This is a genomic window from Alicyclobacillus pomorum DSM 14955 (genome assembly GCF_000472905.1).
In the GTDB taxonomy this organism is placed as follows: Bacteria; Bacillota; Bacilli; order Alicyclobacillales; family Alicyclobacillaceae; genus Alicyclobacillus_A; species Alicyclobacillus_A pomorum.
On the sequence record NZ_AXAR01000002.1, the window covers coordinates 208,453 to 230,848 of the forward strand.

The 22,396-nt window shown below is 54.8% G+C and carries 17 protein-coding genes and 2 pseudogenes; 6 read left to right on the plus strand and 13 right to left on the minus strand.

What is annotated here, in order from left to right:
• Positions 1–34 precede the first annotated feature (34 nt).
• Complete coding sequence (locus YWK_RS0103225; protein WP_026963667.1) at positions 35–1,222, plus strand: pyridoxal phosphate-dependent aminotransferase; 1,188 nt, start codon at positions 35–37, stop codon at positions 1,220–1,222.
• A 109-nt stretch (positions 1,223–1,331) separates the two neighbouring features.
• Here YWK_RS0103225 and YWK_RS0103230 read toward each other — a convergent pair whose 3' ends face one another.
• A complete protein-coding gene (locus YWK_RS0103230; RefSeq protein ID WP_026963668.1) occupies positions 1,332–1,550 on the minus strand; it encodes a hypothetical protein in 219 nt (72 codons plus the stop codon).
• 135 nt (positions 1,551–1,685) lie between these two features.
• Between YWK_RS0103230 and YWK_RS18080 the strand changes: the two genes are divergently transcribed.
• Positions 1,686–2,261: a hypothetical protein gene (locus YWK_RS18080; protein WP_051375019.1), complete on the plus strand. Its 576-nt coding sequence runs from the start codon at positions 1,686–1,688 to the stop codon at positions 2,259–2,261.
• Positions 2,262–2,312: 51 nt separating this feature from the next.
• On the opposite strand, the gene YWK_RS0103240 is transcribed toward YWK_RS18080, so the two are convergent.
• Together YWK_RS0103240 and YWK_RS18085 are read right to left on the minus strand one after the other, a co-directional pair.
• Entirely contained in the window at positions 2,313–2,744 is a 432-nt protein-coding gene (locus tag YWK_RS0103240) for a hypothetical protein (RefSeq protein WP_051375021.1), read from the minus strand.
• Positions 2,745–2,797: 53 nt separating this feature from the next.
• Positions 2,798–4,249: an amino acid permease gene (locus YWK_RS18085; protein WP_051375023.1), complete on the minus strand. Its 1,452-nt coding sequence runs from the start codon at positions 4,247–4,249 to the stop codon at positions 2,798–2,800.
• A 655-nt stretch (positions 4,250–4,904) separates the two neighbouring features.
• Between YWK_RS18085 and YWK_RS0103250 the strand changes: the two genes are divergently transcribed.
• Positions 4,905–5,741: a peptidoglycan-binding domain-containing protein gene (locus YWK_RS0103250; RefSeq protein ID WP_026963670.1), complete on the plus strand. Its 837-nt coding sequence runs from the start codon at positions 4,905–4,907 to the stop codon at positions 5,739–5,741.
• A 56-nt stretch (positions 5,742–5,797) separates the two neighbouring features.
• On the opposite strand, the gene YWK_RS0103255 is transcribed toward YWK_RS0103250, so the two are convergent.
• Positions 5,798–6,544 (minus strand): SDR family NAD(P)-dependent oxidoreductase, encoded by a 747-nt coding sequence (locus YWK_RS0103255; RefSeq protein WP_026963671.1) that lies wholly within the window; start codon positions 6,542–6,544, stop codon positions 5,798–5,800.
• 5 nt (positions 6,545–6,549) lie between these two features.
• Complete coding sequence (gene moaA, locus YWK_RS0103260) at positions 6,550–7,584, minus strand: GTP 3',8-cyclase MoaA (protein WP_051375025.1); 1,035 nt, start codon at positions 7,582–7,584, stop codon at positions 6,550–6,552.
• A 192-nt stretch (positions 7,585–7,776) separates the two neighbouring features.
• On the opposite strand from moaA, the gene YWK_RS0103270 reads away from it, so the two are divergent.
• Together YWK_RS0103270 and YWK_RS18090 are read left to right on the plus strand one after the other, a co-directional pair.
• Entirely contained in the window at positions 7,777–9,594 is a 1,818-nt protein-coding gene (locus YWK_RS0103270; protein WP_026963673.1) for a DUF6311 domain-containing protein, read from the plus strand.
• A gap of 54 nt (positions 9,595–9,648) precedes the next feature.
• The gene (locus YWK_RS18090) at positions 9,649–10,926 is read left to right on the plus strand and encodes an ArnT family glycosyltransferase (protein WP_051375027.1); all 1,278 of its coding nucleotides are present in this window, start codon (positions 9,649–9,651) and stop codon (positions 10,924–10,926) included.
• Here the strand turns inward: YWK_RS18090 and YWK_RS0103280 are convergent.
• Positions 10,898–12,592 (minus strand): M3 family oligoendopeptidase, encoded by a 1,695-nt coding sequence (locus YWK_RS0103280; RefSeq protein WP_026963674.1) that lies wholly within the window; start codon positions 12,590–12,592, stop codon positions 10,898–10,900. The two genes, YWK_RS18090 and YWK_RS0103280, sit on opposite strands and share 29 nt — an antisense overlap.
• A gap of 216 nt (positions 12,593–12,808) precedes the next feature.
• Between YWK_RS0103280 and deoD the strand changes: the two genes are divergently transcribed.
• Entirely contained in the window at positions 12,809–13,516 is a 708-nt protein-coding gene (deoD, locus tag YWK_RS0103285) for a purine-nucleoside phosphorylase (protein ID WP_026963675.1), read from the plus strand.
• Between the two features lie 88 nt (positions 13,517–13,604).
• Here the strand turns inward: deoD and YWK_RS0103290 are convergent, their stop codons facing one another.
• From YWK_RS0103290 to YWK_RS0103315, 7 genes and pseudogenes are all read right to left on the minus strand, one after another.
• A complete protein-coding gene (locus YWK_RS0103290) occupies positions 13,605–14,912 on the minus strand; it encodes an aminotransferase class I/II-fold pyridoxal phosphate-dependent enzyme (RefSeq protein WP_026963676.1) in 1,308 nt (435 codons plus the stop codon).
• Positions 14,913–14,991: 79 nt separating this feature from the next.
• The gene (locus tag YWK_RS18095; protein WP_051375029.1) at positions 14,992–18,024 is read right to left on the minus strand and encodes an MMPL family transporter; all 3,033 of its coding nucleotides are present in this window, start codon (positions 18,022–18,024) and stop codon (positions 14,992–14,994) included.
• 113 nt (positions 18,025–18,137) lie between these two features.
• A complete protein-coding gene (locus tag YWK_RS0103300) occupies positions 18,138–19,394 on the minus strand; it encodes an aminopeptidase P family protein (RefSeq protein WP_026963677.1) in 1,257 nt (418 codons plus the stop codon).
• Between the two features lie 101 nt (positions 19,395–19,495).
• Positions 19,496–20,509 carry a molybdopterin-dependent oxidoreductase gene (locus YWK_RS18100; RefSeq protein ID WP_245578496.1) on the minus strand — a complete coding sequence of 338 codons (1,014 nt, stop codon included), beginning with the start codon at positions 20,507–20,509 and terminating at the stop codon, positions 19,496–19,498.
• Positions 20,510–20,633: 124 nt separating this feature from the next.
• Positions 20,634–21,131 (minus strand): annotated as a pseudogene (locus YWK_RS22810) (histidine kinase dimerization/phospho-acceptor domain-containing protein); the annotation flags it as partial.
• Positions 21,128–21,819, minus strand: a pseudogene (locus YWK_RS18105) (response regulator transcription factor). The pseudogenes YWK_RS22810 and YWK_RS18105, both read right to left, overlap by 4 nt.
• Positions 21,816–22,265 (minus strand): hypothetical protein, encoded by a 450-nt coding sequence (locus YWK_RS0103315; RefSeq protein WP_026963678.1) that lies wholly within the window; start codon positions 22,263–22,265, stop codon positions 21,816–21,818. Before YWK_RS0103315 ends, YWK_RS18105 begins: the two are co-directional and overlap by 4 nt.
• Between the last annotated feature and the right edge of the window lie 131 nt (positions 22,266–22,396).

The following is a 22,396-nucleotide window of genomic DNA, read 5'->3' on the forward strand; positions in this document are numbered from 1 at the left end:
TTCCCTTTGGTGTATAGGAGAGGAGTGTGGAGAGATGCATCACCGGATCTCCAGCCGCGTGCGAAACATTACCCCGTCAGCGACCATGAGCGTCGACGCCAAAACCAAAGCCCTGCTCAAGGAAGGAAAACCGGTGGTCAACATGAGCGTTGGCGAACCGGATTTCGATACACCCGTGCCGGCGTCGTTCGCCGGCATTCAAGCCATCACAGAGGGCAATACCCGGTATACCGCAGCTGCCGGAACTCTGGAACTGAGAAAGGCGATTGCGTCCAAATTGATGGTGGAAAACGGACTGCAGTACACACCGGAGCAGATTGTTGTGTCCTCCGGCGGTAAGCACGCGCTGTTCAACATTTTCCTGGCAATTTGTGACGATGGAGACGAAGTGGTTTTGCCTGCCCCCTACTGGGTCTCCTACCCGGAGCAAATCCGTCTGGCTGGCGGCGTGCCCGTGGTGGTTTCGTGCGGTGAACAGTCCGGTTACAAGCTGACGCCCGAACAGTTGGAAGCGGCCATTACGCCAAAGACAAAGGCGGTCGTCATCAACTCGCCCAACAACCCGACGGGCGCCGTCTATTCGGAGGCCGAGTTGCGTGCACTAGGCGAGGTGCTGTCGCGATACGACGTGTACGTCGTCACGGACGAGATTTACGAACGGCTCGTATACAACACGCGGCATCACAGTATCGCGGCACTGGTGCCAGAGCTACGGTCCCGCACCATTGTCGTCAACGGCTTCTCGAAGGCGTTTGCTATGACCGGCTGGCGCCTCGGCTACACCGCCGCGCCTGTGGATGTCGCGAAGGCCATCAGCAGCCTGCAAAGCCATGGAACAGGCAGCCCCTCTACCATCTCGCAAGCCGCGGGCGTGGTCGCACTCCAATCGTTTCAACCAGAGATGGTCGAAGAATTTCAACGCCGACGCGATTACCTCGTCCGCGAACTGCAATCCATGCCGGGTGTGCGCTGCCTGACACCGGATGGTGCCTTCTACGTGTTCCCGGACATCAGTGAACTGTTTGGCAAGGAGTTAGAAGGCAAGGTAATCTCCTCGGCCACTGACTTCTGCGAACTCTTGCTGGAGCAAGATCTCGTGGCCGCGGTGCCTGGCGAAGCGTTTGGAGCCCCCAACAACATCCGGCTCTCTTATGCGACGTCCTTCGAGAACATCGGGACAGCTGTGCAAAGAATCCGCCAATTCCTCAGCAGATTGTCTTGAGGAAGGGAACGGAAGAGATTCGGTATAAACAATCCATCTTCCAGGGAGCCGAACCTCGATTGAACGAGGTTCGGCTCCCTTTCGGTTACAGCACTTGAAATTCGTGTAGTCAATGGATGGGATGAATCTCTGCCCCTGGGTCCATCCATTCGCCGTCGTTGGCAATTTGAATGTAGCCGTGGTTGTGCAATTCCTGCATCACTTCAAACAGACTGTCCTTTTTGTCGGCCGGGAGGTTCCGGACGAATTCGTTGATGTCCCGGGCGTGTTTGAGTTGAATGAAGTGAACTCCGCCGTATTTGGAGTGCAGTGATCTCTCGCGCTGCATGTCATCTCCCCCTCGCCCCATATTGTTCCTCTGGTCATCTTCCTTATACTGTTGTCGGCTCGCACCAACGGCGCGCCGGACCAATAGAATATCGTAGTCACCTTCCCACATCGCGGGGTAAGGAGGTGGTTACCCGTGGGTGCAAAAACTTCGAGCCGACCAGCGAGCATGGAAATACGCAAACTTCGGCGCAGACTGAACAGCCTGGATCCGTCCGTACCAGGCTACAACACCAAGCGGTCACAGATTCTGGCGGATATCCAGTTGGCGAAAAGCCAGCTGCAAAGAACATCCCGCCCGTCGTCAGGGAAAAGGCGACCGAAACGCAAATCCGGTCCGGCCAAACGGCGTTCTGCACCGGCAAAACCAGAAGCAACCAAGAGCAAGGGAAATCTGTCCAAGTTGTTGTCTCCAAAAAACTTACAGGAGTCACTGAAGACGGTCGGCAATTTGCGCACCATGGTTAAGAATTGGATGCAGTACTTACACCAGGCGGATCAACTGCTGGACACCATCTTCCTGACATCGAACTCGCTGAAGGAAACCGGCGTACTCGACAAACTCATCAAGTCGAAAGGCAAGAACCTGAAGACTGAGGACTTTACAAACATCCTCATGGCTTTGATGAACTCGCCCGTCGGGGCACATCTGTTCAAGTCCGACGACAGTGAACAGACCAGCACAGAAGAACCCTCCACTCAAAACAAATGAAAGTGCGGCGAAATCGCTTCGCCGCACTTTCTTTGCTATTCCAACATAGATTCACTTCGTTTTCGGGATAAACTTCTTGATCTCTTTCAATGTCTGTTCGTCAACGTTCTGTCCGTACTTCTGGACCAGTTCATCCACGTTGGCGGAGGGCCCGTTTTTCGTCGCGTCTTTATACGCATTGACGAATTGCTTAATTCGTTGTTCCGGCACAGGCAACCCCAGTTTGTTCGCAAAGTTTTTCGCCAACTGCTCGACTTGATTTGGATCTTGCCACTGCTCCGGCCGGACTTTTTTCACGTCATCCAGGATCTCAAAAATGGCCTTCCGTTTGCCAGTCAAGTTCTGCTTCAGTGTATTTAGTGGCTTCCCGCCTTGCGTCGACGTCGTGGATGCGCCGACCGGGTCCTGGTTGGCCGGAGTTGCACTTGGCTTGGACACGCTGATTTTGCCTTTTTTGGCGGTACGTTTTACCGGCTTTGACACTGTGCACCCTCCTTGAGTGTGTATCGGCCCCCGCGAGGAGCCTTCTACATACTCTATGGTCGGGCCGAGGAGGATGCGCCAACTTCGGACGAAAACGGGCGTTGCTCGGGACGATTGTCCGACTTCGGCACCAGCGGGAAGAACACCAAACCAGATACGAGCATCGCTACGCCCAGCAGGAACGTCTTCAAATCGGCCGATCCCGCCTTCACCACCCACAATGAGTACACCGTGGCCAGTACTGCAATGATACCGTCCACCACACGACCACGCGGATTCTCAGCATACGTTTCTCCCCTCACGACCAGCGCAACGTGGTAGATGGAGGCAACCACGTACGGCAACAGATACGACAGTGTCGCCAGTGTAATCACGAAGTTAAATGCGCCTGCCATGGAATCCGAAAGGGTTGAAAAAATCAGGACTTGCGCCATCAAGTTGGTGACGATGAGCGACGCTTTCGGCGCGCCACGGCGGTTTGTCTTCAAGAACCACCGAGGGAACATGTTATCGCGCGCTGCCTGATATGGCACTTCGGCACTCAAGAGGATCCAACCAATGGCGGATCCGGTGAGCGAGATCAATCCGAGGACCGCCATCACGTACCCGCCTGCGGATCCAATCACGTGATCCAGCGCGTCAATCAGCGGCTTGTCCGTATTCATCAACTCGTGTTGCGGCAAAGCCCCCATGGCCAGTAACGTAATCCCGACGTATATCGCAAGTGCAATCAGCAGTCCAAACAGTGTCGCCAGCTTGACGTCCCTCGCCTTCCGTGCGCGAGATGACAGGACGATGGCGGACTCCACGCCCACGAACGCCCAGAGTGTGTCCAGCGCCGCATTGTTCATTTGGCCGAACAAGCCGAGCGGAGTGCCGTTCGATGCCGCTCGGGGCTGAAACAACGGCAACAAATTACTCTTCTCGAACGCAAACAAGCAGATTCCAATAAAGAACACAAACCCAAGCACTTTCGCGGCAGTCGCAATGAAATTGACCTTGCCCGCGCCTTCCACGCCACCCATGATGAGAGCGTGAACACCCCACAGGAGCGCTGTGCAGACGAGAAACGTCAATCCATGGCCGACGGTGACCGTAAATCCGCCTAGGCGAAACCACGTCGCGCTGCTCGTCATGATGGGGAAAAACGTGGACAGGTAACTTGCGAAGGTGGTAATGATGGCGACATTCCCTGCCCAGTTGGCGGCCCAGTATCCCCAGGCAACCATGTATCCCGCAAGATCAGATCGGCGTGTCCCTTCACGGAAGAGCTCCTTAGCGTACGCCTGTGGTCCACCCTTCAGCGTCGGCTTGCGAATGGCCAAGCTCCCAAACACGAGCGCCAGCATGAGGACGCCTAGTCCCGTCACGCCCCAAGCCAACAGGACACCTGCTGGACTCGCTGCTTTGGCCAGTGTAGCAGGCAGCATAAAAATACCTGATCCAACCATATTGCCAACGACCAATGCCGTCAGCACCCAGATTCCAAGCTTCCCGTTACTCATCGATATCCTCCTCAAAAATCATGCGGCGGACCGCTTGATTTGTTTACTACATTAGCGAGCTAAAGCAAAAACGCAACAAAAAAACTCACGGAAATCTGCGATATCGGCACGACACCCGCTTCGACGGCCTTCGCCTCCGTTCGGTAACGGGTTCTATGAAAGGTAACACGTCATACTATACCTCGCATGGAGCGCTGGTACAACCACTAGCAGCGAGGAAATTCCATGAAAGACAGGAGGATTTCATTCATATGGATAGAAGTGGTAGGAAAAGGGGTATGGGAGTGTGAATTAACAACATGCCGTATCGGAGATCTCAAGTGGCGGCACTGTCTCTCGCCACGTTGGGAATGACGCTATTCCCCCAGGCCGCACTGGCATCCACACAGGCCATGCGGATCACACATATCGTCGTAAACACCCGCGAATACTCAAGTCCAAATGCCTTCACTTACAACGGCACCACGTACATGCCCTTGTACTATGTTCAGAACATGTTGACGGCTATTGGCATTCAGAATAGCTGGAATGGCTCACACACCCCGCAGGTCTGGACGCTCAAGACGAAGCAGTCTCAGAGCGTGAATCTGAATCTCGTCGCAAAGAGTGGGTCGGTCAACGTTGTGATTAATGGAAAACGCCTACGCTCGCGGGTATGCAGCAGAACTACGCATCCGACAAAAATTGGGCGAACGCCATTGGCAATGTCATGAACCAGTTCGCTATCGACCTTGGCGACAACGAGACCCGTTACACGCAGTATCCACCAAACACGTCCACGTCGGCACCGGCTCCGCCGACTACGGCCGAACCGGTCTACTACCTAAACGGAGCGAAAGGTGTTGTACAGCACACCCCGTATTACAACAGTCTGCCAGTCTACCCAGACATGGCGAGCGGCGTGAAACAGATGTTCACGAGGCCATTGCAGTTAAAGGACCAAGGGGATGACGTGGCGACGCTACAGGCAGCTCTCAATCAACAGCTGGGGACGCAGTTGGACACGGACGGAAAGTTTGGACCGATGACGGAAGCCGCCGTAAAACAGTACCAGGCTTCACTAGGAACGGTGACGGGTATCTGTGACTTCAACATGTGGCAAAGTTTGAAAATTGGTGCAGGCGTGCAACAGCTCGCTCCGGGCACAGTGGTCGACATTGATCAAATGAAGATTGGCATGGCAGGCGGCACCGCCATAGATTGGTACCACATCCCCGGACTAGGTTGGGTGAATGGCAACGATGTATCGTTCAAAAACGTGTATCGACTGCCTGTGGCGAATATGAATTCGCCGTCTCAGGTGTCTGTCCCGGTGTACAGCGCATCGAACTCCTCCACAGTCATCGCCAGACTCCGGGCAGGCGACTTCGTGGTCGCCACTGGTAGCACTTCGGGAACCGTCACCATTCAGTTTGCAGATCAGAGCACTGGACAGCTGAAGACGGGCGTAGTCAAAGGAATTACGCTGACCAATGTGCCAAACGGAAGTTGAGTGTGAAAAAGGCACCCTCTCATCCCAGAGGGTGCCGAATCCTGTCGTTCGCATGTCTACGGTTCATAGATCATCTTTTTCGTCATCCCGCCGTCCACCACGAGGTTTTCCCCGGTGATAAAATCGTTGTCCGGGTGCGTCAAAAACAGGCAGGCGCGAGCAATGTCGTCCGGTGTGCCCACGCGTCGAGCAGGGTGCTGCTCATGGTCCACCTTGCGGAGTTGCGAATAGTCCCCGGTTTCAATCCAACCTGGGCTAATGGCATTGACACGAATGCGGTACTCGCCAAGTGACAAGGCCAACGCATGCGTCAAGGCTACAATGCCGCCCTTCGTGGCGGCGTACGCCTCGGAGTTCGGTTCAGACATCAGTGCGCGCGTGGACGCAATGTTGACAATGGCACCCCCGCCCGTGGTCCGCATCACTTTCGCAGCCTCTCGGGACGCCAGGAACGTCCCCCGCAAATTCACGTTGATGACCCTGTCCCATTCCGCCACGTCCACATCGAATGGGGATTTCCACAAGCCAATGCCGGCGTTGTTGATGAGGATGTCCAAGCGCCCGAACGTACGCACAGTCGTCTCTACGAACGCCGTGATGTCACCCGGATTCGCGACATCTCCCACTTGCGTGATACAGCTGCCACCCACTTCTCGAAGTTGACGACCCGTCTCTGCCAACGTCTCCGCATCCATATCCACCAACACCACGTTGGCGCCAGACTCGGCGTACTTTGCAGCAACCGCCTTGCCAATCCCTCGAGCGGCACCCGTTACAATTGCGACTTTTCTAGCAAATGCCATACTGACTAACCTCCAATCTTCGACATTTCTACGCGTGGTAAGCGCGCTGTCTCAGATGTTCTCACTTCTGAATATCGGTCATTCCGGTGAGACCAGACGGAGGCAATCCGTTCCAGAATCTCGTCGTCCGACATCCCCGAGCGGAGCCACGCTCGCACATCGTGCCCCTTTCCGCCAAACAAACACGTGTACAACTGCCCATCCGAAGACATCCTGGCCCGTGTACATCCGCCGCAGAACGGCTTCGTGACGGAGGCGATGATGCCGATTTCCCCTTGGCCATCGAGATAGCGGTAGCGCGTTGCGACCTCCCCCGCGGTCCGTGCCGGTATCTGCTCGAGCGGCCAACGCTGATGAATCATGGACAAAATCTCGTCCGCAGTCACCACGTCCTCCATCCGCCAGCCATTGCTGTTACCGACATCCATATATTCAATGAAGCGTACCACGTGGCCCGTCCCGCGGAACCGCTCCGCCATCGGCACCACACTGTCTTCGTTCACACCACGCTTCACAACCATGTTGATTTTGACAGGCGACAACCCAGCCTTCGCAGCAGCGTCTATGGCCTGCAGCACTCTGTCCACCGGAAATGACACGTCGTTCATCGCCTGAAACACACCGTCGTCCAATGAATCCAAGCTCACGGTGATTCTCCGCAGCCCCGCTGCTTTCAGTGCTGCCGCCTTCTCATAAGTCAACCGCGATCCATTCGTGGTCATGGCAATATCGTCAATTCCGGGGACTTCCGCAATCATGCGCACCAAGCGCTCCACATCGCGCCGGAGCAGCGGCTCCCCGCCCGTCAGCCGGATCTTACGCACACCAAGTCGCTCAAACAGCCGCACCACCCGGACAATCTCTTCGAAAGTCAGGACGGCGTGCTGTGGCAAGAACGGATAGTCCTTGCCAAACACTTCTTTCGGCATGCAGTATGTGCACCGGAAATTACATCGGTCTGTGATTGAGATCCGCAGATCCCGTAAGGCTCTCCCGAGCGCGTCCCGGATGGCAACCTCATCATGAGCTTTCACATGCATCACGCCACTTCATTCGCATTTGCCTTCGTTTCCATCATACCGCAAGCGGATCCCCCTAAGGGGGCGCCGGGTTGGAACTTCCAACTTCCGTACGGTGCAATCCGCTGAGTCATGGCTGTACCCCTTCCTTGTACATTCACTTTCTTCAGAATATATTCTAATGGAGTTCTATCATCCTATGGAGGCTTTCTCATGTTTTCCGCGCGCCTGCCGAACACGTCCATCCGGTTCCGTCACCAGTTGTGGATTTGCGTCCTGTATCTTGTCCTGGCTGTTTCCATCGCCAGCAATGCTTTGCAGGATCCGTTTCGCCGCTTCCTTGGCGGGCCAGGAGATCCCCAGCAGTTCATGTGGTACTTGCACTGGTTTTGGTACGCCCTGACACACGGGCAAAATCCACTTCAAACGGAGTGGCTCAATGCGCCCTACGGCCAAAACTTGATGTGGAATACATCAATTTTCAGCATCTCATTCCTCTTCGGCTGGCTCACCGTCCTGGTGAATGCGACGTTTCTGTACAACGCCCTGTGGGTGTTGAATTTTGTCCTCGCTTGCTGGCTCGGCCAGCAACTGCTGGCGCTGTTTTCCGTGCGCCGCTGGCTCACCGTGGTGGGCGGTGTGCTGATGGGGATTCTCCCGTACTCCACCGCCCAGTCGCTGTTTCACCTACACTTGTGGTTTACCGCGGTTCCGCTGGCGCTGATGTGGTGGCTCGTCGCTGGCTGCATGAGAGGTGTACGCAGACCTGTTCCGTACGGGGTTGTGCTAGGTCTGCTGGCCATTTGTCAGTTCTACACGTCCATTGAGATATTCACCACATTCGTTCTTGTCATGGCCATCTTTGTTCTCGTACACGTCGTTGTGGGTGGCCCCACCAGACTTCGTCTTCTATGCTTCACCCCGCGGCCGTCTCTGATGGCAGCGGCGGTGACGTTTGTGGTGTTGGCCGCCCCCGGAGTCTATACCCTGCTCTTTGGCGCCGACCGGCCGCAGGGGCATCTGCTCAAGGAAGACCTGTACGTCAACGACTTGCTGAACTTCATCCTGCCTACCCCCGTGTATGCGCTGCATTCTGCCTACACGACGGCTGTGTCCTTGCACTATACGGGAAACTATTGGGAAAACAACGGATACCTTGGCATCATCTGTCTCCTCCTTCTCGTTCTTGCGCTGCCCCTTTGGTACAAACGGCCGTTTGCCAGATCCGCCTGGGTCACTGTCATCCTCACCGCGCTGCTGTCGATGGGTCCCCACCTCCACATCGCTGGACAGCGCACGGACATCTGGTTGCCGTGGAGTTTTCTCCAGCACGTGCCGTTCATCAACAGTGCCATTCCGTCCCGTTTGATGCTGTACGGGGACATCCTGGTGATCGTGTTGCTCGTCACTGCTGGGGAAACGTGGTTGCGAAGGAACAATACCCTGTTCGGGCACACCGTGGTTTGGATAGCCGTCGCCGGCGTGCTCGTCACCTGGTTCCCGGAGACGCCTTTCCCGACGACCGACACCCCGGATGCCGCTGCAGCCCTCCAACCAGGAAATCCTGTTGCAGAGGCCGTGCACGGGCAACCGACGCTGGTGCTGACACCGGATCCGTCCGTGGTGATGCAGGCGAATGCGGAGAGTGGTTTCGTGTTTCCCATGGTGAATCCCTACGGGTACACGGCAAATACACTGCAGAGACAAGCAGCCCTGCGAGAAATGTCTCGCCTCGCGTGGGACAGGTTGACTGAAGCGGATGCCCTTCAGATTCTGCATATGGACTTGCCTGGTCTCGGGGCGAGGCGCCTGCTGTACTATCCAAACACGCCCGATGAAGCCTTGCCGGACGTGGTCGTGCGGGCCATCGACAAAGTCTGCGGTCACCCCGTCGCCATTTCCCACGGCGCTTTGGTGTGGAAAGTTCCAACGGCCGATTCACGCGCGGGGAATGACCGGGACAGGGAAAACGGACGCACGTGGCGAATGATGGTGAGGCTTGAAACGAAACGCTTGATCTTTGTCGAATGATGACGAGAATGAGAGTATTGTGCAGTTGTGGATACAACATCAGGAGGTACCGTTGTGCGAAGTCTGTTGGATGGAGTGAAACATGAATGGAAGACGGCTGGAGCGTGGGTGGTTTTCGTCGTTGCATTCGCGGTGCGATTGGCGTGGATTGCGTACGTTCACCCCATGCCGCAGTCTGACTTTCTATGGTATCAAAACGAAGCCATCAGCATCCTTCACGGGCAGGGATACCAGTTCCACGGTCGTCCAACAGCGTACTTCCCGATTGGATACCCGCTGTTTCTGTCTGTTGTCTACGCCGCATTTGGCGTTCACTGGCTTTCCGGCGTGCTGGCCAACATCTGCCTCAGTGCGTTGACTGCCAGCCTCGTGTACGCGGCAGCATACCGACAATTCGGCCGTTTCGCTGGGTGGATTGGCGGCCTCTTGATGGCCTTGTACTTGCCGCACATTGAGTGGTCCAGCGTCTTGTGCTCCGAGATGCTGTTTACGTTCCTGTTCTTTCTGTCTTACTACTTGTGGGTGTGCAACCCACTTCCGCGGACAAGCCTGCTCATGTGGGTTGCATCTGGCGTTACGCTGGGACTCGCGTGCGTGGTGCGTCCAGTCGCCCTGCTGGCCCCCGGCGCACTGTTTCTGTACTTGTTGTTGAACCGCATCGGGTTTTGGAAGAGCGTGAAATACGCGTTGGTGGTGGTGGCCGCTATGTGCGTCACCATTTCGCCCGTCACCGTCCGCAACTACATTCACTTTCACCACTTGGTCCTCGTATCTACCAATGGCGGCGTCAACCTGTGGCAGGGAAACAACCCGTATGCCAACGGCGCGTACTATTGGCCGTCCAATCCAACAGAGAATCCGTTTCTGCAATACGTGGAAAACGAAGTGGCGGACAATCAAAAAGCCAGCCATATGGCGTGGACGTATATCTCAGAACACCCTGGAGCCACCATCCGGCTCGGGTTCGTGAAGTGGTACCACCTGTTCCAAGGTGTAGACAACGCCGACAACTGGTCCATGGGGCACTCCATTCCTCCGGTCAGCAAGACATTCCACGAAACCATCCGCGGATTGTCGCTGGCCGAATATCGGTGCGTCCTTCTGCTCGCTGCCATCGGCGTTGTCCTACAAGTCCTGTCCGTGTTCCGACGGCGAGACCGGAGGCCGTTGTTAGGGCTGTTCGTCGCGTTGTACTACATCGGGCTGTTCTTTCTCTTCCCCGCGTGGGACCGAATGCGTGCGCCCGTCGAGCCGTGGCTCATCTTGTTCGCGGCCTTCGCCATCACCACCTGCATTCGCGGCTTTACAGCGCCTGGTCGTCCACGCGGTTGAGCCAGGCCTCGATGTCGCAGATGACAGACGCGATGCACCCGTCTTCAAACGGCGAAACCAAGTTTGCTTCCTTCACCAGCTCAAGGAACGACTTACTGCCACCCAGCTTGCACAAGTGGACGTAGTCCGCCCATGCTGCCTCGCGGTTTTCGTGCATCTTCTTCCAGAACTGAAGCGCGCAAATCTGCGCCAGCGTGTAATCGATATAGTAGAACGGCGAGTTGAAAATGTGCCGCTGTTGGAACCAGAATCCCCCGCGTTCGAGGAAGTCGTTGCCTTCGTACTTGCGGTGGGGCAGGTACTTTTTCTCGAGGTCGCGCCACACTTTCTTTCGCTCCGCCGGAGATAGGTCAGGGTTCTCGTAAACCATGTGCTGAAACTCGTCCACAGCCACGCCGTACGGTACAAAGAACAGCGCGTGCGTCAGGTGCGCGTATTTGTACTTCTCCGTGTCTTCCTGGAAGAACAATTCCATCCACGGCCAGGTGAAAAACTCCATACTCATAGAGTGAATTTCGCACGCCTCATACGTCGGGAAATGGTATTCGGGCGCCTCGTAGTCGCGGCTCAGATAGACCTGGAAGGCGTGTCCGGCCTCGTGCGTCAAGACGTCGATGTCTCCGGACGTGCCGTTGAAATTGGAGAAGATAAACGGCGCCTTGAACTCTGCGATGTACGTGCAGTATCCACCACCCGCTTTCCCCTTCTTGCTGACAAGGTCCAGCAGTTCGTTGTCCATCATAAAGCGGAAGAATTCGTCCGTCTCCGGCGACAGTTCCTGATACATTCGGCGCCCGTTCTCGACAATCCACTCCGGATTGCCCTTCGGCGCGGCATTGCCTGATGGAAACATGAACTCGTCGTCGTAATACCGGAGTGTGTCCACTCCAATTCGCTCACGCTGCCGATCCCGCAGCCTGGTCGCCACCGGCACAATCACATCACGAACCTGGTCGCGGAACGCTTTCACCATTTCCGCGTTGTAGTCCGTGCGATTCATCAACAGGTATGAGAGTTCCGCGTAGTTCTTGAATCCAAGTTTGTGTGCCATCCGGGTCCGGACCTTGACGAGTTCGTCGAAGATTCGGTCCAATTCGGCTTCGTGTTCGCTGTAAAAGTTCCACTTCGCCTCCGATGCGCGCTTCCGCATGTCTCTGTCCGTGGACAGTTGGAATGGGTGCAGTTGCGGCAACGTCCGATCCTCGCCCTCAAACGGGATCTTCGCACTCGCCGTGAGCTTGACGTACTCGCTGACCAGCTTGTTCTCCTGCTGTAAATCCTCCACGATTTCCGGCGCAAACGACTTGACCGCGCACTCCGCCAAGGCGAACAGCTGGCGTCCCCATTTTGCCTCGAGCTCTGTGCGGAATCTGGATTCCATCATCGCTTTGTACAACTTCGAAACCCAGCCTTGGTAGACTGGCTTTTTCTCGTCGAAATAGTCTTGTTCCGCCGCGTAAAACTCGTCTTCTGTGTTCATCGTGTGACGAATGTAGACCAACTCGTACATCGAATCGAAATGATTGCGCAGCTCGGTCAGTTTCTGCAGCGCCTCATTTTGTTCTGTAAACGTGCTGGCATTGGTAAACTGGCTCAGTAACTGCTCAAAGTCCGCTTCCAATGCGGCAAAGTCCGGCCGTTCGTACTTCATCTCGGAAAATTTCATCATGGCACCTTCCTGTCGCGATAGATTCGCAAAAACCACGATTCCGTCGGTCACTGACATTCTGCACCTGGCCCGATTATACCAGTTTTGTGACAATCCCCCTTGTCAAGTGCAGAAAAATGGGAACATTACACCCACAGGCGAAAACGAGTTCCGTGACCGTGGTACAATAGTCTGAGGGTGTCTGTGAAATCACTTTCAAGGAGGAGCGTTTGCATGAGTATACATATTGGAGCAAAACCAGGCGACATTGCCGATACCATACTTCTCCCTGGAGATCCTCTTCGCGCCAAGTACATTGCCGAAACGTACCTGGAAAACCCGGTACAGTACAACAACGTGCGCGGGATGCTGGGATTCACAGGGACGTACAAAGGGCGTAGGATCTCGGTACAAGGTACGGGAATGGGCGTACCGTCCATCTCCATCTACGTGCACGAACTGATGGAACAGTACAACGTGCAAAACCTGATTCGGGTTGGCACGTGCGGCGCCATTCAAAAGGACATGAAAGTGCGCGACCTCGTGCTGGCGATGAGCGCCTCAACAGATTCCGCCATCAACCGGGTGCGCTTTGGAAATATTGACTTTGCACCTACCGCAAACTTCGATTTGCTGCTGAAAGCGTATGAAGTGGCGAAACAGAAGGCGGTGAACATCAAAGTCGGTAATGTGTTTACCGCAGACACGTTCTACAACGAAGATATGGACGCGGTGCACAAATGGGCCGATTACGGCGTGTTAGCGCTGGAAATGGAAACGGCGGCGCTCTACACCCTGGCAGCGAAGTTCGGCCGCAAGGCACTGACCATCCTCACCGTGAGCGACCACGTCCTAACCGGCGAAGCGACAAGTGCCGAGGAGCGTCAGACCACCTTGAACCAGATGATTGAAATTGGCCTCGAGACGGCCTATCAGGCGTAATCTACCCACCGTCTACAATACGTTGCAGCGTGCCATTTCAGAAGTTTGGCCCCCTCTCGGATACGGAGGGGGCCAAAACCTTGTCTTTCTATTCCCTGGATTCCTGCTCTACCTCGCGTGCGCCTTGGTAGATGGTGTCGAACAGTTCTTGCAAGTGTTCCTCTTCAATGCAGGAGAACGCAACGCGCAAATCTGTCTCACCGAGGGCAATCGTTCCAATTCCGTATTTGTTCAAAAGGTGTTCGCGCAGTGTTTCCGCGTTCACCTTTTTCAGTTTCAAGCACATAAAGTAGCCGGAGTTGAATGGGTAGTAATCCCACGCGTCGCGATATCTACCGGAATCCAGCAGCTGCTTCACACGGTTGGCACGGCCCTTCATGATGTGGAACTTCTCCATTTTTTGCGCCGGGAAATCGGGTGACTTCAGCGCGTGCAGCACAAACGTTTGAGATGGATGGGCGCCGCTTGAAATCGTGGCTCGAATCAATCCCATCGTTTTCTGTTCCAGGGCCTGGAGCGTTGCTTCACTTTCCGAGGCATACGTGATGAATCCGACGCGAAAGCCCCACACAAACTCCTCTTTGGTGGCACCGTCCACTTTGACGGCCAAGACGCGCGGATGTAGGTTGCAGAGAGAGCCAAACAAAGATTCCTTCATGGAATCCTCAAAAAACAGGAAGAAGTACGCATCGTCTGTCACAGCGACGATGTCAATGCCTGCTTCCGCCCCCGCACGAATGGCCTCTACAATCTGCTTCCCTTCTTCTACACCGGGCGTATATCCCGTAGGATTGTTCGGGAAGTTGAGCAGGACAATGGCCTTGCCTTTCGGTCGTTGCGCCAGAATGGCCTCGCGCAGGCCGGCCGCATTAAATTTCTGTTGTTCGTTGTACAGCGGATAATAGACCATCTCGGCGCCCCGACGGGTTCCGAAGTTGAGCTCGTAGTTCTCCCAGTTCTTGTCCGGTATGATGACCGCATCGCCCGGATTGACGAACAAATCCGCGACAATGCTTAAACCATGGGTCAACGCGTTCGTCACAATGGGAGTTCCGAACGATTTGTCCCGCAGGCTGGGGTTTTCCTCCAACAGCTTTTTTCGCCAAGCGGAACGCAGCTCCGGCTTCCCGGCGGGAGGTGCATAGTCAAATATATCCTTTGGGGAAAAGGCGGACAAATGGTCGGCAATGACTGACAGGTGCATGGGCTGGCCATTCTCCAGCGCAATCCCGATGGTTGCGTTGAACTTCGTTGCCTTTGCCTTGGCCTCCGCAGACTGGCTGAGGATGCCTTCCTTGGGAAAATACATTTTCCGTCCCAGGTCCGACAGCATGTTGTACACATGTGGAGTATCTCTTTCAATGGCCTCATTCAACTGTTGGGCTAATTTGTGCATAAAAATGCCTCCTACGATGGAATGGCTCTTCTCCAGTATATCAGCGTGGAGGGCCGAAAGTGGTCCTGCAGGCTCGGAATTATTCCTCCGCCGGTCTCCGGAAGTGCTTGGCGACAGTTTTCTCGAATCGGAACGGCCAGCCGTGGCCTCGTCCGACCACGCGAACGCTGGCTGGGATGAAGAAAGCCAGGAAGACAGCGGCGTACAGAATCAAGCCCATCACTACGGAGAGCCCTATCTCCGTTAAAGACTCTACGCCCGCCACTATCATGGAGCCAAACGTCCCCGCCATGATGGCCGCCGCCGAGAAAATCACTTTTCCCATCTTGGACATCGCTTCCCGAATCGCATCGCTTGGCGACATCCCCCGCAGGTACTCCTCCTCGAAGCGCGCCATCAGAAACATGCTGTAATCGACGCCCAGGGCGACCAGCAAGAGAAACACGAAGAACGGTACAGCCCACGAGACCCCTGGCTTGTGCAAGACGTGAAGGACAATCGTCTGCAGGCAGCCCATGGTGACCGTGTAAGTTCCCGCCAAAGACGCAATGATGTACAACGGTGCAATCAAAGATCTCAACATGGCGACGAGCAACAGGAAAATCGCCGCCAGAACGATGACCATCGTCCGCGTGAAGTCCTTCGCAGAAATTTCGTTCAGCGCCTCTTGGACCGCGGTGGTTCCGCCCGCGAGAACGGTCCCTGTGTGAATTGGACTGGACTGCAGCGCCGTTTCCGCAGCGGTCCGAATGCTGGCCAGATTGGCCATGGCCTCGGCAGAATACGGATTCTGGCTCAAGATGACCGTGAACTTCGCAATGTGTCCATCGGGTGAAATGTAGGCATCCATGGCTTTCCTAAGGTCAGCATTGGACGTGACCGCCGACTCGGGGACGTGGAACCCCGGATCTCCCGCCGTTTCCGCCGACTTGGTGGCACTCAAGTACTGCCTCACTTGCGACACGCCGTCTTCCAACTGCCGCGCACCCTGACCAGCCGCCTGGAGCCCAGAGGCCGTTTGCTGCAAGGACGGTGGTAATTTCGCGACACCGTTCGACACCTGCGCGCTGCCGTCAGCGAGTTTTGCCGTTCCCTGAGATAACTGCATCGCACCTTGTGACAGCTGACCGAGTCCATGGTTCAGCGCTTCACCGCCTTGTTGCAGTTTCCCGATGGATTTTGCGAGGGCCTGCGCCCCTCCGGCTACCGTCACCGCTCCACTGGCGGCCTGTTGGCTGCCGGACTGCTGTGCACTGGCCAATCCCAGCAGCTTCTGGAACGAAGGATCCGCCGCGTCTTGCGGGTGCTTCGCGGCCCAGGCTTGTAACCCGGAATTCAACTGACTGGCCAAATCAGATAGCTCTCGTTGCGACGCAGCCAGCGATTCGGCACCTCCTGCCACCGAGTTGGCTCCCACTGCAGCGAGCGACAAGCCGGAAGACAGCTGAGACGCGCCGCGATTCAGTTGATTCGCACTTCCGGCCAACTGAGACAGGCCCTGGTTCACGCTTCGCAAGCCGTCATGGACCTGTTGCGCGCCCTGGGCGAGCGACTTTGCACCAGAGATGCCATCCTGCGCTTGTTGCGCGCTCTGTAGCAACTGACTGGACAGCGTCGTCAGGCCGTTGGAAACTTTGTGTAGACCGTCCGCCGCCTTCTGGTTCTGGGTACTGAGTTCAAAGTCGGTGATTTTCTTGCCAATCGGCTGTGTCGCGCTATCCACTTCCTTCACGCCAGGCACGTTCGCCATGGCGGTGGATAGTTTCTGAATCGTGGCAAGCCCGTCCGAAGACCGGAGATTGCCGTCGGTATGTAGCACAATCGTTGATGGCAGCGCCTCGCCCGGCCCAAACGCCTGCGCAACCGCCTGAAACCCCTTGACCGCTGGCGCCTGAGGAATGTCGGACATGGGATTGAACGACCTGTCGCTGCCGAACAAAAGCGCCACTGGCAACAGAACGACCAACAACACGAGGATGGTTCGCCACGGCCAGCGAGTGGACACTAGGGCCGTCGCACGCCAAACTCTGGAGTCTCCGTGGGCATGACCCCCGACAGGTTTTCGCGGCCAATACAGGACAGGTCCCAAGATACCCATCAATGCCGGGATGAACGCCAGACACGTCACCAGCGTGATGGTCACGCCGATGGACACGCCTACCGCGGACTTGTACAACCCAAAATTCGCAAACCCGAGTGCGGCAAAAGAAACGATGACGGTCAGACTGCTGAAAACGACCGTTTTCCCCACGCCTTGAAACGCCGCTATGAGCGCCGCTTGCTTGTCCCCGCCATGGCGGCTTAGCTCCTCACGAAAGCGGTTGATGAGGATGATGGTGTAATCCGTGCCCGCGCCAAACAGCACGGCAATCAAGAACGTTTGTGTAAACGTGGACACAGGCAATCCCAGTTTTGCAAAGCCCGCCACAATGCTCGAAGACAAGACGAACGATAACCCGATGGCAGCCAGGGTGAGAACGGGCGCCAGAATGGACCGGAAAACGAGGAGTAAAATGACGAGCACCAGCACGATGGTGACCACCGTCGTCTTGTCTGCCCCCTGTTGAGAAATCTGTATGTCCTCTTCCTGAATGGGCGCATCCCCAGTGACATACACATGGGCACCCGCGGGCGGCGTCGAGAACGCCTGCTTGACCATCGCGAGGTCATCTGGCAGTTCTGGATCCCCCACGCCGTGGCTGAATCCAACCGTTCCGAGTTCTGTTGTGTTGTCTCCGCTTCTGAACTTGGACGCAAGAGAGGAATCTGTGTTCCGTTTGTCTGTGACAGTGACAATGCCGTAGGCGCTCTTGTGCTGCTCCAAGTACTGCAAGCCATTCTCAAAATACTGTACGTCCGCATCCGTCAGCCCACTTCTGCGCTGAATTGCAATCACGGCGGTGGTTTTGGCGTTTTTTCCCGGATCCACTTGGTTTGCGAGTTTTTGTGCCTGAATCACAGAATTGGTGTCCGGCAGATAGGTGGTGTTCTGGCGCGCAACGACCGCTTGCAGATTGGGCAGAAGCGCAATCGCCAAGGCCATGACGACCAACCAAATGGGGACAATCACCCAGCGCAGCCGAAACACCCAACTCGCGTACTTCTGAAACACAGACATCCCCCCTTTTGCGATACCAGGCATGTCATCGCGGGTTTTTCATCCGTATCTTTCCACAAAAGAGCCCGCCATTCATCCGTTGGGTGTCCGGCGGGCCGACTCTCAAGTTACTTCGATGCTTTCGCCATGAACGCTTCGATGTCTTCGACCGTCTTGAGAATATGTTTTGACAGATTTTCTTGTCCGTTCTCCGTCACGAGGACGTCGTCCTCAATGCGGATTCCGATGGACTCTTCTTCGATGTACAGGCCCGGTTCAATCGTGATGACCATACCGGGTTGCAGCGGATCGTTTTCATCCAGCGTGGTGACATCGTGAACGTTGAGGCCCAGTTGGTGTCCCACGGAGTGGTAGTAGTAGCGCGAAATTTCCGCGTCGTCCTGAATCAAACCGAGGGACTTTAACCCGTCGGCAAGGAGCCGCTTCGCCAGGTCGTTCAACTGTTTCCAGGTGACACCCGGCTTGACGGCGGCGATGAGTTCCTCTTCCGCGTTCAGGACGATGTTGTAGATCTGTTTCTGGCGTTCCGTGAACTTCCCATTGACTGGGAACGTCCGACTGATGTCCGCGCTGTAGTATTTGTACTGAGCGCCCAGGTCGAGCAGGACGAGGTCTCCATCTTTCGTCTGCTGGTCATTCTCCTCGTAGTGGAGAATGACGCCGTTTTGGCCGCTGGCGATGATGGACGTAAACCCAGGCTCTTTCACGCCGTTGAGCTTGAGCGGGAAGTCGTAGTACGCCTCCAACTCGTATTCCATCATGCCAGGCTTGGCGTTGGCGAGCAGGTTTTCAATACCTTGCCGCGTGATGTCAATCGCCTTGCGGATGTTGTTGATTTCTTCCTCGCTCTTGATGAGCCGCAGGTTGGCCAGCTCTCGGTGAACATTCCGAATCTGCAGATACGGGTGTTTGCGAGTTAGTTCCGCCGCGAATTCGTGTGCCTTCGACAACGGCTGTTGCCAGGAAGCACGACCGAGGTCCAGGTACACAGCGTCACAGCGCTTCCTCGCCAGGTGGCGGCCGAGTTGCGCCTCAAAGCTATCAAGAAAATAGACGCTATTAATGCCGGATACGGCTTTTGCCTCTGCAACCGTCATGCGGCGGCCAATCCACTTTTCCAGAACCGGATTGGCTTCTTCAATGAAGAGCGTTTCGGTGACCGACTCCCCTTGCTTGGTTAACATCAAGATCATGTTCGGACGGGTGATACCGGTCAGGTAATAGAAGTTGCGGTTGGGGGTGTAGGTATAATCGACGTCCTCAGACTTGTGCGGTGCAGTGCCGGAAAACAACAATACCGTGGAGTGATTGTCGAGCGCTTTGGATAACGCCTTTCTGCGCTCACTGTACATTTCACTCGTCATTTGCATACGCTCCCTTCAAAGCCCCATGCACAAAGTATACAAGATGGGCTTGTACATCCCCAAGACGGCGACTGCGTTGGAGAGCAATTGGGAACTGTGGTTTACATCCCCTTTCCAAGGTAGGCCTCAGTCGAATAACCCCGTGCTTCCCAGTAACCGACGAGTGGTTTATCGCTAAACTCGACTCTGTTCACCCACTTGATGGACTTGTATCCGTACATTGTTGGAACGACCAAACGCAGCGGAAAACCTTGTTTTGTGCTTAAGGGCTTGCCGTTTAACTGATAGGCCAACATGACGGTGGGATGGAGTGCTTCAGATAACGACAAGGATTCAGTATACACACCATCAAACGAGTAAAAGTGTACATAGCTTGCCTGTGGTGAGGGCTTCACCAAATGGATGAGTGACTTCAAATGTACACCCTTCCTTTGGACGTTCGGCACGCTCCATCCCGTCACACAGTGAAAGTCGGCTTGTTCCTGCAATGGCGCTAGGGCGATAAGGTCGCTCCATTTCAATGTCATCGGGTGGGCTACCAATCCATCGATTTTGAGCCGGTAGGTTGACAAGTCCGTTACTGGGTAACCCCCCGTCACTGTGTAGTAGGCGGCAAAGTCGGTGGCTGTGTCGCTGGTTCCTTCCTCCCCGTTTCTGGCGTTGAACGAACGTGTCAGCCATCCGACTGGATCCACAATGGTGAACACAGCCGCGCCGACAATCCCGGTCCCGAACCACTGCAAGAATCGTCTTCGCGTTGGATCCTCGCGTGCATTTAAGCCATCGTTGGCAGGTCGATAACCTATCGCTTTATATACTGCATGAACAAGCAACCACGCCGAGAGTGCGTACGACATCCAACCATGCCAGTGGAATGCAAGGCCGCGCCACGTCGTCGGAAATAGGGTTACTTGCCAAATGAAAAATCCCGTCACCACGATGACGGTCCCAAACACCAGAGGAAAAAACCAGTCGAAACGGCGAATCACTTTCCCGACCGGCCATTGTGTCAACAGTGGTATCAGCAAGGTCACACCGAAGATGAGGCCGAGCACGATGTGAACGTAATAGATAACGGGTAGGTACGATATCAGCGCGGCGTGAACGTATGGCAAAAACAGAGCAACACCTGTCATCATTAATAACACGAAGGAGATGATGGTGTAATGATGTAGCTGGACCATCCAATTTCGACAGTTCGAATAAATCATCGATGAGCGAACTCAGTCTCCGTACTTCTCGATGTATGGTTGTGAGGTATAGATGTGACGTTTCATCATCGTCAATGATTCCGTCATCCAATGCCTCGACAAAGGATTGAATCGAAGCAATGGGAGTGCGTAAGTCGTGAGACACGTTCGCAATCAGTTCACGGCGCGTTTTCTCCATCGACTCTAGTTTTTGTAAACTGTCGTGTATTTTTTCTTTCATTTCTTGCACGGATTCGGTGAGCTGGCGAACTTCATATGGACCCGAATTCTTGATGTGAACTTCCTCAAACCGCCCATCACCGACCTGTTCCGCAAAGCGAATTAAGCGTTTCACAGAGTTCGTAATGGGAATCGACATGAACCAATAGGCCACCGAAGAGAGGATTCCTGCGCCAACGACGATGAAAGAGAACAGTCTGGCCTGGTCCAAATTCAGCAACATTTTGCTATAGCCATAAACAACCGCTCCCATCAATAATGCAAGGCTCGCAAGATTAATAAGCAGTAGTTGTGTCCTGAGTCTCATTGCATTTGATCTCCGTTCGGTTCAAACCTGTATCCGATCCCCCACACGGTGTGAATCCAATTCGGTTGTGAGGGGTTCTTTTCAATTTTTTCGCGGAGTCTGCGAATCAAAACCGTTACGGCGCTAGTATCCACTTCATGATGGAATCCCCAAACGAGCTCCAGCAATTTCCCTTTGGAGAATACCTGCCCAGGTCGCCGGGCCATGACATGTAACACATCGAATTCCTTGACCGTTAAATCGACAACCTGGCCTGAGATGGCTACCCGCCGCATCGCCGGATCGTCTCAGGTTCATCCTTGGTGGTGTAATTCGTGTTTCCTTGCATGATGCGACGAAAAATGTTGTGTATACGCAAATCAATTCCCGCGGAGAAAAAGGCTTCGTGATGTAATCATCGGCACCGAGAGTTAACCCCATGACTCTATCACGCTCCTCCCCCCCGAGCAGTCAGTAGAATGATAGGCGTATCCGATTGTTGGCAAATGTCCTGGCACAGTTGATAGCCATCCTTTTTCGGCATCATGATGTCTACAACCACCAGGTCTGGCTCGTGAAGTTGAAAGAATTCCCATCCCTCTTGTCCGTCGGTCGCCGTAACGACTATGTACCCCTCGCGTTCCATATATCGCCTACAGACATCTCTAATGTTTTCCTCGTCTTCTATGACAAGAATCCGCTGTTTCATTCGAATCTCCCTTGGTTGATAATACTTTCCACTGGGGCTGGGAAGCCGTCGACAGGTTGGATGTCGACCCATATTTTGTCCAATGCAGCGATGGGCACTGTCTTCTCAAAGACTGCCCTCTCGACTTCGTTAAACCCCAAGTGGACAACGACCAAAATGGGTGGGTCCTGCCATCCAACTTGAGTCAAAGTGACCTCATCGCTATGAGCAGACATCAGGACGAAGCGATGGCCTCGGTAGCGCGCATACGTCGTTACTTTGTACACGGTTTCGAGCTCACTTTTTCTCAAGACCTTCCGGTATTTCCCCGTCTGATATTCTTCAAATCCCAGCTTAAGGTCGGAAATGTCTTCCGAGTAGATAGATATGTTCTCTCCCTTGTAGACGTCTTTTGTCTTGTAGTCTCTACCTTTGTAGCGTGCATAGTATCCGTTCCGTATTTGCAAAGGTCTTCACCTCGCTACTTCGTGCACTTCTTTTGGTGTATTTATGCCTTCCGTGTCTTGCGTTCATTCGGCGGATCCACGAAGGGTCGTATGCTTGCCGCCTAGGTAATATTCTAAGATAAATTTGACTT